The organism is Kordia antarctica, from assembly GCF_009901525.1.
GTDB lineage: Bacteria > Bacteroidota > Bacteroidia > Flavobacteriales > Flavobacteriaceae > Kordia > Kordia antarctica.
In genome coordinates this window covers 852,485-866,544 of the sequence record NZ_CP019288.1, presented here as the reverse complement: position 1 = coordinate 866,544, position 14,060 = coordinate 852,485, and the positions used below count along the sequence as shown (strand labels likewise).

Genomic DNA, 14,060 nt, shown 5'->3' with positions numbered 1-14,060 from the left:
CATGACACATCTAATACAAAAATTAGAAGAAAATAATATAAGCATATCTCTTAATGGAGATGATCTTGAATTAAGTTTTGACCAACCACAAATTGATCCAGCACTTATTGAAGAGCTAAAAACGCACAAACAAGAATTGATTGCGTTTCTGAAGAAGTATGCTACAAATTCTCGTGCGGATGATAGCGCTATAAAAGCGATTGCACCAGCGGAAAGTTATGCTTTATCAGATGCTCAAAAACGTCTTTGGATTGTAAGTCAGTTTGATGAAAAAGCTTCTGCGGCTTACAATATGCCCAGTTATCTCAAGCTTGAAGAAGCATACGATATTTCAAATTTGAAGAAAGCAGTACTTGCCGTAATTGAGAGACACGAAATCTTACGAACGTACTTTAAAGAAGATGCACAAAAAGAAATTAGACAATGGATTACTCCGATAGAAGAAGTTGACATTGATCGCATTTTTAACGATCAATCTCATGTAGAACATTCATTGAAAGAAGCCTTAAAATATGTTGATGCTGATTCTTTCAAAGAATTCAATTTAGAAGAAAGTTCATTGTTAAGAATTCATATATATCGCATTCCTAATAATCAATTTGTATTGTATTACAACATGCATCACATTATTAGCGATGGTTGGTCTATGGAAGTATTGACCAAAGATATTATGACGTATTACCAAGCGTTCAAATCAAATACAAATCCTACATTAGCACAACTGCCAATACAATACAAAGATTATGCGGCTTGGCAAGTGGCACAACAAGAAACGGAAAGTTTCAAAAAGAGTAAAGACTATTGGATAACTCAATTAGCTGGAAATATGCCTGTGTTGAGTTTGCCAACAACCAAAAAACGTCCACAAGTAATGACGTACAATGGTCGCAGCATGAGTGCTTTTATTACGCCTGAACTTACACAGGAATTGCGTAATTTTTCAAAGGCAAATGGCGGAAGTCTATTTATGAGTTTATTGGCTATTTGGAATATTGTATTCTATCGATATACAAATCAAAGAGACATTGTCATCGGAACTGGAATTGCAGGAAGAGATCATGCAGATTTAGAAAGTCAGATAGGATTCTATGTAAACTCACTAGCATTACGAAATCAAATTGATCCTGAAGAAAGTTTTGAAACGATATTCAATCAAATCAAAACGACAACTCTTACCGCGTATGAACACAAAACGTATCCTTTTGATAGAGTTGTTGAAGATTTAAAATTAGAACGCGATACCAGTAGAAATCCAATTTTTGACATTATACTCTCACTTCAAAACATTGGAGATCGCGCGGAGCGAAAAATGATGCAAGGTATTGATTTACATGAAGTCGCTGATCTTGGTCCATGTATGTCAAAATTTGATATGGCAATTTCTTTCGAAGAAATGGAAGATACTTTAATGCTGATACTTACATTTAGAACAGATGTGTATGAAAATAGCATGATAGAAAAATTACTGCATCACTATAAAAATGTAGTTGCAGAAGTTATCAAACATCCAAAAAAGGCAATTGCAACCTTAGATTATTTATCTGAAAAAGAACAACAAAAATTTAGTACAGCATACAATCAAACGCAAGTTTCGTATCCAACAAACCAAACCCTTGTTAGTCTATTTAAAGAACAATGTGTAAAATTGCCCAACGAAATTGCGCTAAATGCTGGGAAAAAATATACGTACCAAGAACTAGATGAAATATCTAATCAATTGGCGCATTCTCTTATTAAAGAATACAATGTTAAACCTGCGGATCTTGTAGCTGTACAATTGGACATCAGTGAGCATCTTGTCATAACAATACTTGCAATTCTTAAAGTAGGAGCTACGTATATTCCAATTGATACAAATTATCCACAAGAACGCAAAGAATTTATTCTGAATGAGACTAAACTGAAGCTACTTGTAACCGATTCTAATTATATTTTTGATTTGGATTACTACGAAGGAAACCTCTTAGCAATCGATATTAATTTTGTAGCGGACGAACATGATAAAGTGCAACCAAATGTTGAGTGTAACGCTTCAGATTTAGCCTATATTATTTACACAAGTGGTTCAACAGGAACACCAAAAGGAGTCATGATAACGCATGGTTCAATTGCAAACTATTTACAATGGAGTAACGATTTCTATCTCAATGAAAATTTAGCAAATTACAATTTCGGGTTATTTACTTCTATAGCATTCGATCTTACGTTGACAAGTTTATTTCTACCTTTAATTAGTGGTGGAACTTTAAAAATATTTGAAAGTAATAGCATATTAGACATCCTAGAAGAATACCTAAACAGTGCAGTTTCTTGTATAAAACTAACACCTGCACACGTAAATTTATTGGCAGAATTAGATATAAAAACGCCCACATTGGAAGTTGCTATTGTTGGTGGAGAAGAGTTAAAACCGCAGCAAGTTTCAATTCTGAAATCAATTAATCCTTCCATAAAAATATACAATGAATATGGTCCTACGGAAACAACAGTAGGCTGTATTGTTCAGGAAATTGAAAATGAAAACGATCCAATTTACATAGGAAAACCAATTGCAAATACAGATGTATACATTCTTGATGCACATGGAAAAATGGTTACGGAAGGAGTTATTGGAGAATTATATATTGGCGGATTGGGCGTAGCGAAAGGCTATCTAAATCAGGCAGAAATAACAGCAAGTAAATTTATTCCACATCCTTTTAAAAATGGAGAAAAAATATATAGAACTGGCGATTTCGGTAGATGGTTACATGATGGAACAATTGATTATGTTGGAAGACAAGACGATCAGGTTAAAATTATGGGCTATCGTATAGAATTGGCAGAAATTGAAATTGCACTATTAGCGCAAACGTCTGTAAAACAAGTTGTTGTTGCTGTTGATACGATTAAAAAACAAAAATCATTAGTTGCTTATATTATTTCAGATGAACCAATGAACGATGGTCAGCTGAGAGAAACATTGAGAGAAAGCTTACCAGCGTATATGGTACCAAATTATTATGTTCAAATTGACGAAATGCCATTAACAAAAAATGGTAAAATTGACAAGCGTGCTTTACCAAAAGTACAAGAAGAACATACAGATCGTAAAATAATAGCACCACGTTCAACGGAAGAAGAAGTATTAGTAGCTGTTTGGAAAGAAGTTTTAGAAGAAGAAACCATTTCGGTAACAGACAATTTTTATGACTTAGGCGGCGATTCTATCAAATCGATTTTAATAGGTTCACGCTTAAAGCGAAAAGGATATACGTTTACGGAAGATATTCTGAGTCATCCAATTTTGGAAGATTTAGCAAAATATTTAGTTGCCAATATCGAAAATGGAGATCAAAAAACAATAGTTGGAAACGTAGGAATTACACCAACACAATTGCGATTTTTAGAAAATAATGTACTTGCTTCAGATCATTTACAATATGTTCACTTAAAAGCAAAAGAAACTATAAAACAGGAAACATTAGAAGCTGCTGTTCATGCGTTGACAACGCATCATGACATGTTGCGCACAAGATTTGTACAAAAAAATAAAGAATGGTTTCAGGTTGTAGAAGAAGTTTCAACGGAAAACTATACGATTGATTTTTACGAAATAAATGATACTGAAATTTCTCAAATCATTGAAGAAGCCAAAGCGAATTTCAATTTAAAAAATAATCCTTTATGTATCGTAAAACACATACGTACATCGAAGGAAGATCATATTATTCTAATGTCGTACAAAGCAATTGTAGACAGTGTTTCTTGGAAAATAATAGTGGAAGATTTAGCGAATTTCTATCTTCAATATCAAGAGAAAATAACCATTGATTTCCCACTAAAAACTACGTCATTCAAACGTTGGAATACTATTGTAGCTGATACGCAAACGGACGAAGAATATACATTTTGGAATGCAAAATTGAGATCAACACATGTAAAATTGGCAACACAGGAAACGATCAATTATAATAGACATTGTTCATTTACGTTGGATGCTTCCGCAACGAACTTGCTAACAACAAAAGTCAATCTGCCATACCATACAACATTACAAGATGTGTTGCTTACAGGATTAAACTTGGTTGTAAGTGATACATTTGATACTAAAATAAATGTATTCAATATTATAGATGATCGAAGAAATTTTGACAAAGATGCAGTTGTTATTTCGAGAAGTGTTGGTTGTTTTTCAGCTATATATCCGTTGGTATTCACACAAGAAACGTCTTCTGATATTCAACAATTGATTCAGACAAAAGAAGTATTGCGCAACATTCCAAATGGCGGATATAACTTTCAGTCAGTTGCTAAAAAACATCCTGGATTATTAGAAAACTATCAACCATTGGTAAGTTTCAATTTAGCCGAAGAACTTACAATTCCATTAAATGAGGAAACTATTTTTTCGGAATATCAATCGGAAACGTCAGCAATTACAACGATAGGAGTAACAGAAAATAAAGCGCCATTATATGTTTCAGGAACAATCATAAATGGAAAACTAAAAATTTCGGTTGCGTATGATGTAGCATCGTTTAATGCTGATACGATTGAGAATTTTACAAAAAACTACGAAAAAAAGATTCAAGAATTTAGTACAGTATTGGCGCATGAAAAAGATACGTTCATTACTCCATCAGATTTGACATTCAGAAAATTGTCAATGAATGATTTATCTGAAATCAACAAAAACAATACGGTTGAAGATGTCTATGAATTATCGCCATTACAAGAATTGATGTATTTTCAATGGGTTTCTGATACATCTTCTTCGTCAAACTTAGAACAACTTTCATTCTGTTTGCGTTTCTCCAATATGGATGCTTCTATTTTGGAAAAAGCGTATAGCGAGTTAATTTCTCGATACACCATTTTGCGAACTAGCTTTACAAACAAATACGCAGATTCGTTACTGCAAATTGTACACAGCGAAGCTTCTGCTAAATTCGCGTTCAAAGAAAAACCAAGCGGAATTAGTAATGAGGCATATATTGGACAAATAAAATCGCAACAAATAAAACAAGGATTCGATTTAAGAGAACCTTCGCAAATGGCGTTAACCGTAGTCGTGTTGGGCAATGACGAATACGAATTTATTTGGAATTTCCATCACATACTTATCGACGGATGGAGTACAAGTGTATTGATCAATGATTTTTACATACTCTTAACGAGTTTATTACAAGGTGAAAATGCAATATTAAAAACGCCACCGCCATATGTAGATTATATAAAATGGTTGGTTCAAAAAGACAAAAAAGAATCTCAGAAATTTTGGGAAGACTATCTACATGGTTTTGCAGTAAAATCTAAAGTTCCTTTTGAATTACAACCTGAAAATAAAGAAGTATATCATAGAAAAGGTATAGAAATCATCACAATTGAAGGTGAACTATTTAGTGAAATGAATCGTGTATTAAGAGAAACGAAAATTTCGCAAAGTTTACTCATTCAAGCGATTTGGGGATTTTTGTTGTCTAAATATAACAATACAAATGATATTGTTTTCGGATCCGTAGTTTCAGGAAGACCTTCTGAAGTTTCAGATATTGAACGTATGGTAGGATTATTTATCAATATGATTCCTGTGCGTTTGCAATACAATAATACGGAAGCTATAGAAGATATTTTAATACGTTTTAGAGATGAAGGAATTAGAAGTAGAGCGCATCATCATGTAAACTTATCAGAAATTCAATACAAACATGTTTTAGGTGCCGATTTGATAAACAATGTGATCGTTTTTCAAAATTTCCCAAAAAATATTTTGGCAGATATAAACAATTCCTCAGAAAATGATGAAGAAACATTTGCAGTACTTTCTAAAAATGTGCATTTCCAAGTAGATTATGATTTCCTATTAGGTGTAGTTCCTACTGATGAAGCAATGGATATTTCTTTTGTATACAACGAAGAACGTTACAGCAAAGCATTAATTGAAATGATTACTGGACACTTTATGCATGTACTACAAGAATTTTGTACAAACATAAAAAAGCCATTAAGTACGTTAGATATTGTTTCCAAAAAAGAACGTGACACGATATTAGAAGTATTTAACGATACTAAAACGGAATTTCCTAAAGATAAAACTGTTGTTGAATTGTTTCATGAACAAGCAAAAACAACTCCTGATTCAATTGCAGTTGTATATGAAAGCAAAGAACTCACTTATAGTGAATTAGATAAGTTATCAAATGCATTTGCACACTATATAAAAGAAAAATATGCTGTGCAGCCAGATGATTTTATAGGTGTAAAATTAGAAAAAAGCGAATGGCTATTAGTTGTGGTCTTAGGAATCATGAAATCTGGTGCGGCGTATGTTCCGATAAATCTGGAATATCCGGAAGATGTACTAAGTTTCATTGAAAAAGACAGTAATTGTAAAGCATACATTGACGCAGAAGAATTAGCACATTTTGTTGCAAACAAAACGAAGTATACAACTGAATTTGTAACTACAAATGCTACGGCAGATAACTTAGCATATTTAATGTACACTTCAGGTTCTACAGGAACTCCAAAAGCGGTAATGGTAGCACACAAAAGTATTGTCAGACTTGTAAAATCGACAAATTACTATGCATTCTCCGCAACTGATGTAATACTTTCCACAGGCGCATTTTCGTTTGACGCGACTACTTTTGAATATTGGGGCGCATTACTAAATGGTGGAGAACTTGTACTATGTTCGCAAAATGTATTATTGGATAGTAATTTACTAGCAGAAGAAATACAGCGTAGAAAAGTGACAACGATGTGGTTTACTTCAGGTTGGTTAAATCAATTAGTAGATTCTGATATCAACATCTTTAAAGGATTACAAACAATTTTAGTTGGAGGCGATAAACTGTCTCCACATCATATCCAAAAATTAAGAACTACCTATACAGATGTACAAATCATTAATGGATATGGTCCAACAGAAAATACAACATTCTCACTAACGCACAACATAAAAGCTGTTTCTGGAGATATTCCAATTGGAACTCCAATAAGTAACAGTACGGCGTATATATTAGACGAAAATCACGAATTACTTCCAATTGGTATGACAGGAGAAATTTGTTTAGGTGGCGATGGATTAGCACGCGGTTATCATAATCATCCAGAATTAACGGAAACAAAATTTGTTCAAAATCCTTTTAATACGAGCAGTTTACTATACAAAACTGGCGATCTTGGTAAATGGCATTATGATGGAACTATTACGTTTGAAGGTAGAAATGACGACCAAGTAAAAATTAGAGGTTACCGAATAGAGTTAGGCGAAATAGAACAAAAAACGACAGCCATTACTGGCGTAAAACAAGCCGCAGTTGTCATAAGAACAATTAATGACAACAAAACAATAGTTGCATACATTGTTGGAGAAGCATCTTTGAAAAAAGAACATGTTAGAGATATATTAAGCAAAAAATTGCCTGACTATATGCTTCCAACGTATTACATGATGTTAGCGGAACTTCCATTAAATACAAATGGTAAAGTAGATCGTAAAAACTTACCTGAAATCAACGAAGCAGCCATTATCAAAAAAGAATATATAGCGCCAAAAACGGAACTTGAAAAAACATTGGTAGCCATTTGGAAAGACGTATTAGAACTTGAAGAAATTGGAATTACAGACAATTTCTTTAAACTCGGCGGACACAGTATTAAAGCAATTAAAGTAATACACAAACTCTCAGAAGAACTGGAAGTGAAAATTAACATAAAAAATATATTTACGTATCCAACTATCAAAAGTCTAGCGGCGCAAGTTGCCTTGGCTAAAAAGCAAGAAGAAGCAATCAAATCAATGGTAAACTTAAATGAAATGGAAATATGATTGATTTTTTACAAAAATTAGCAAACAACAATATCTATCTCGATCTTAAAGAAGGTGATAAGTTGAAACTATACTTCGAAAGTGAACGTATAGACAGTGAGCTCTTGCAGGAAATTAAAGAGAACAAAGAAGCAATTATCACATATTTGAAAGAATATGGTGTTGCCAACGTAGCGCAAAATGAAAAATATATTGACAAAGTAGCAGAAAGCGATAATTATGTATTATCTGCTGCGCAAAAAAGGCTGTGGATACTAAGTCAAATGGATGAAGGATCAGAAGCATACAATATTCCAACTGATATAACTATAACCGGCGATTACGATATTCCAGTACTAAAAAAAGCAATTCATGCTGTAATTGAACGTCATGAAATACTGCGTACTGTTCTAAAAAAAGACGAACAAGAAGAAATAAAACAATGGGTTTTAGATCCGTCGGAAACAAATTTCGCCATTGCATATCATGATATGCAACACGAAAATAATCCGCATGCGGAAATTAGAAATTACATTCAACAAGATTCCTATGTAACTTTCGATTTGGAAACAGGACCATTATTCAGAGTCGTTATTTTTAGAGCTTCGCACGATACATATACTATTTATTACAACATGCATCATATTGTAAGTGATGGTTGGTCAATGAATATTTTGTCAAAAGATATCATGTCGTATTATGAAGCGTTCAAACAAAATAAAACGCCAAACCTTGCAGAATTAAAAATTCAATACAAAGATTATGCAGCTTGGCAATATTCAAAATTGAAAGAAGCGGCATTTGAAACAGATAAAACATATTGGTTGAATCAACTTTCGGACGAACGACCATTTTTAGATTTACCATTTCAAAAACAACGTCCACAACTAAAAGCATATGACGGCGATTCGCTTGAAACTTATTTATCACTAGAACAATCTAGAGGATTAAAAACGTTTCTTCAATCAGAAAATGGAAGTCTTTTTACAGGTGTTTTAGCGTTATGGAATGTACTTTTTTATAAATACACGGGACTTCATGACATTACAATTGGGACAACAGTTGCAGGAAGAGATCATGCAGATTTAACAAATCAAATTGGTTGTTATGTAAACACATTAGCATTAAAAAACAAGATCATTCCAACGGAAAGTTTCTACAATTTTTATAAAAAAGTAGCGGCTTCAACCTTAACGGCTTTCAATCATCAGGCATATCCTTTTGATCAATTAATTGAAGATTTAAATGTAAAAAGAGATTTAAGTAGAAATCCATTATATGATGTAATGTTAGTGGTGCAAAATGCTGGAGAAGACGAAACAGAACCTGAAATAACAGTAGAACCGGACTTTGCAGATAAGATTTTTCATCATAGAGACACAAAATCAAAATTTGATATACAAATAACGTTCCAAGAAAAAGGAGAACATTTATATTTTTTCATTACCTACAATACGACTTTGTATGAAGAAACGGAGATGCGTTTGTTATTGATACATTTCAAAAAATTAGTTTCAGAAGTACTCACAAAACCTAATAAAGCAATTGGAGAATTAACGTGTTTAAGCGAGAATGAACAACAACAATTGTTAGTTGATTTTAATCCGAAAAGCGATATAAACTATCCTAAAGAAGAAACGATTGTCAGTCTATTTGAAAAGCAAGTTCAGTTGCGACAACACGAAACCGCTGTTGTTTTTGAAGATAAAAAGCTGTCATATTTAGAATTAAATACTGTCGTAAATCAATTTGCTAATTATTTAAAAGATAGTTGCGACATACAACCACAAGATTTGATTAGTGTTGAATTAGCGCGAAGCGAATGGTTAATTGTTTCTATTCTTGCAGTACTAAAACTCGGTGCGGCGTATGTGCCAATTGATCCAGCATATCCGAAAGAACGGATCAATTACATCCGAAAAGATTCAAAATGCAAACTAAATATCGATCAAGCTACAATTAATGCATTTAGACTTGTACAGAATACATATAGTAATAAAAAGCCGTCAAACTCATTAGAAACGAATCACTTAGCATATGTAATTTACACTTCTGGAACTACAGGAAATCCAAAAGGTGTATTAATTGAACATAAAAATATAGTTCGATTATTTTACAACGACGCACAACTATTTAATTTCAACGAAAAAGATGTTTGGTGTTTATTTCACTCATATTGTTTTGACTTTTCTGTTTGGGAAATTTTTGGAGCTTTACTATTTGGGTCTAAATTAGTTGTCGTGCCAAGTATGACAGCAAAAGATACCAAGTTATTTGCAGAATTATTGTCAAAAGAAAGTGTAACAGTATTGAACCAAACGCCTTCTGCATTCAAACTTTTGCAATCAGAAATGCTCGCTTCTAACATAGCACACACTATAAGATATGTGATTTTCGGAGGAGAAGCGTTAATGCCAGAAATTACAAAAGCTTGGCATGAAGCATTTCCATCATGTGCATTAATCAACATGTATGGAATTACAGAAACTACGGTGCATGTTACGTATAAAGAAATTACAACGAATGATATCATTGCAAACAAAAGCAATATTGGAACGGCAATTCCAACTTTAGCATGTTATGTATTAGATGAAAACTTGCAATTAGTTCCTGTCGGAATTAATGGAGAATTATACGTGTCAGGAAAAGGTGTTGCAAGAGGATATTTGAATCGTCCAGAACTTACAAATGAACGTTTTATTCAACATCCATTCAAGACAAATGAGCGACTTTATAAAACAGGAGATGTTGCTTGTTGGTTGCCTAATGGCGATTTGGAATACAAAGGAAGAATTGACGATCAGGTAAAAATTAGAGGTCATAGAATTGAATTAAAAGAAATAGAATTCCAATTATTACAAAGTGAATCTGTACAACAATGTGTTGTATTGGCGCAAGAAGATGAAGTTGGAGAGAAAAATTTAGTAGCATATCTCATTTCTGATGAAAAAGAAACAACAGCTGTACTCAGAACATTTTTATCAGAAAGAATACCTGAATATATGTTGCCAAGTTACTTTGTACAATTGGACGAATTTCCACTAACAGCTAATGGAAAAATTAATAAAAAAGCATTGCCAAAACCGCAAGGATTAGCACTTGATATTGGTTCAAATTTCGTTGTGCCAAGCACAGATACCGAAAAGAAATTGGCAGGTTTGTGGGAAACAATTTTAGAAAGAAACAAAATAGGGATTCATGATAGTTTCTTTGAATTAGGCGGTCACAGTATCAAAGCAATGACATTACTTACGCAAATTCACAAAGCATTTGGTGTAAAACTAGCGTTAAAAGATATTTTCATTCAGCCAACTGTCGAAAGATTATCAATACTTATAGAAGCGTCAACTGTAGAATTTTATCAGGAAATACCAAAAATAGCAACAGCAGCGCATTATCCCGTTTCGTATGAGCAAAAAAGACTTTGGTTATTAAGTCAAGATCCAAAAGTATCTGCATCCTACAACATGACTTTTTATACGGAAATGGAAGCGAATTTAGATTTTGAAAAATTTGAAAAAGCTATTTACACCGTAATTGATCGTTATGAAACATTACGAACGGTATTTAAAGAAGATGAAAATGGAGAAATACGTCAATGGATACTTCCTTTGGAGGAATTAAATTTTACGATTGATTATTTAGACTTAAAGTCAGATGAAAATGCGGAAGAAACCGCAGAAGTCTATATCAAGGAAAAATCGAGTCACGTATTTGATCTTGAAAATGGACCATTAATCAGTGTTGGATTCATCATGATTAGTGAAGATAAAAATGTTTTCTATTACAATTTACATCATTTAATTAGTGATGGACTTTCTATGCAAGTATTGTCTAAAAACCTAATCAGTTTCTATCATGATTATGTACGAGATGACGAACCAAAAGTACAACCATTGCGTATTCAATACAAAGATTACGTAGTATGGCAACAACAGGAAATTGCAAGTAAAAAAACAGCTGCATATCATGAAATGTGGAAACAATTATTTAAGGAAGAAATTCCTAGAGTTCGTTTGCCTTTTGAGAAAAAAAGACCTGAAAAATTTACAAATGTCGGTGATGGAATTCAATTCAATCTTGGGAAAAAATGTAGAGATGATCTTCAAAAAATTACCAATCTTCATGATGGAACTATGTATATTTCTATCATCTTTTTGGTAAAACTCATGATGCACAAATACGTTGGAAACAAGAAGATTATGGTAGGTTCTTCTTTTTCTACTAGAACACACGCAGAATTGGAAGATCAAATAGGGTTTTACATCAACAATCTTCCATTAGTTACAGATATTCAAGAAGAACAAACGCTAGCATCATTGTATAAATCTGTTAAAGATCATACACTAGAAGTAAGTAGTATTCCTTGGTATCCTTTGGAATTACTAATTGATCAAATTACGTATACATATGATCCTTCATTCTCAGGGTTATTCAATGTACTTGTAGAATATCATGAAGATCAAGTTCATGACAAAAACGCTAAAGAAAACACAAGTTTTATAAACTATCAATACAACATGCCATGTCAATTTGATCTTTCTTTCGAATTTCATGAACACGAAAAAGATATTGTTTGTAACATATTGTACAACAATTCTTTATTTGAAAAACGTCACATGGAACTCTTTGTAAACAGGTTTCGAAACATATCCAATCAATTAGCTGATTACATGGATGTATTTCATCAAAAGAAACTTCATGAATTAAACATGGATCAAGGAGAAGAAAACATAAGTACAAAACCTAAAAGAGCAATTTCTCTCGAAGAGAATTTTTAAACAGAACATATAAGAAAACCAAGTATAATTAGCAAGCATCTTTTACCATCTGAGATTTTAAGGGTAAGTCTCTATATGGAAATAGTAGGTGTTTGAGTTAACCAAAAAAAAAGTTTACATTATGATTAAATCACTAATACACTCAATGGCTGTATGTCCAGATATGACAAAGAGCTATCCAAAAATCCAATACGGAAAAGGAATTTATCTGTATGATGAAAATGGTAAAAAATACCTTGACGGTTCAGGCGGATCATCCTCAGTAGCAAATATTGGACATGGACGACAAGAAATTGTAGATGTAATTACGGAACAAGTATCAAGAATTTCCGTATTACCAACACACGCATTCAGTTCGGATGTAGTAGAAAATTATTTAGATAGGCTTGTAGATTTTGCTCCAGACGGATATCAAAAATCATGGACGGTAATGAGCGGGACAGAAGCTGTTGAAAATGCAGTAAAACTAGCGTTACAATATCACCAATTACGCGGAGAAAATTCAAGATATAAAATCATCTCTAGATGGAACACATATCACGGAAACTCTGTATTTATGCTTGATATTGGCGGAATGAAAATTCGTCGTGGACTCTACGACAAATGGTTAAACAATTTTCCGCATATTTCTCCGGCATACAATTACAGAAGACCTGATGCATTAACGGAAGCTGAATATGTACAAAGTTTACTAACTGAATTTGAACAAACCATTGTAGAAACAGGTCCAGAAACTGTTGCGGCTTTCATTGCAGAGCCAGTAATTGCAGCAGCAATGGGCGCAGTTCCGCCACCAAAAGGATACTTTAAAGGAATCCATAACATTTGTCAAAAATATGGCATTCTGTTCATCTCAGATGAAATCTTATCAGGATTTGGACGTACAGGAGAAAACTTCGGAATCAATAATTTTGGAGTTATTCCGGATATAATTGCTGCAGGAAAAGGAATTAGTGGTGGCTATTTTCCACTATCAGCAGTAATGGCTTCTGAAAAAGTAATACAACCATTTACAGATACCAAAACAGCTTTCTTGGGCGGTCACACATTTGCGTGTAATCCTGTTGGAGCAGCAGTTGGAAATGCTGTTTTAGATATTTTAGAGCGCGAAAAACTCATTCAGAACTCAAAAAATATGGGCGAAATATTCAGAGCAAAATTAAGGTCTCTGTATGAATTTGATATCGTAGGAGATGTAAGAGGTGTTGGATTGCAATGCGGTATTGAACTTGTAAAAGATAAAATAACCAAAGCACCTTTTGCTCCAGAATTTGGACTTTCCAAACGAATAGGAGAAAAAGCAATAGAAAAAGGAGTTGTACTATATCCAGGTAGAGGTTCTGTAGACGGAATTGCTGGAGATCATATTCTTATGACGCCAGCGCTTACCATTAATGAAGAGCAATTAGACGAAATGGTGGCAGTAGTAAAAGAGTGCTTAGAAGAAGTAACTATGGAATTAAAAAAAGAAACCGTATAAC

At 33.2% G+C, this 14,060-nt stretch carries 3 protein-coding genes; all 3 read left to right on the top strand.

What is annotated here, in order from left to right:
- Nucleotide 1: 1 nt before the first annotated feature.
- The 3 genes from IMCC3317_RS03645 to IMCC3317_RS03635 all read left to right on the top strand — a co-directional run bounded on the left by IMCC3317_RS03645 (nt 2) and on the right by IMCC3317_RS03635 (nt 14,059).
- A complete protein-coding gene (locus IMCC3317_RS03645) occupies nt 2-7,819 on the top strand; it encodes a non-ribosomal peptide synthetase (RefSeq protein ID WP_160128149.1) in 7,818 nt (2,605 codons plus the stop codon).
- Nucleotides 7,816-12,579, top strand: coding sequence for a non-ribosomal peptide synthetase (locus IMCC3317_RS03640; protein ID WP_160128148.1), 4,764 nt, complete (start codon nt 7,816-7,818; stop codon nt 12,577-12,579). Before IMCC3317_RS03645 ends, IMCC3317_RS03640 begins: the two co-directional genes overlap by 4 nt.
- Nucleotides 12,580-12,700: 121 nt before the next feature.
- Nucleotides 12,701-14,059, top strand: coding sequence for an aminotransferase family protein (locus IMCC3317_RS03635; protein ID WP_160128147.1), 1,359 nt, complete (start codon nt 12,701-12,703; stop codon nt 14,057-14,059).
- Nucleotide 14,060 lies beyond the last annotated feature (1 nt).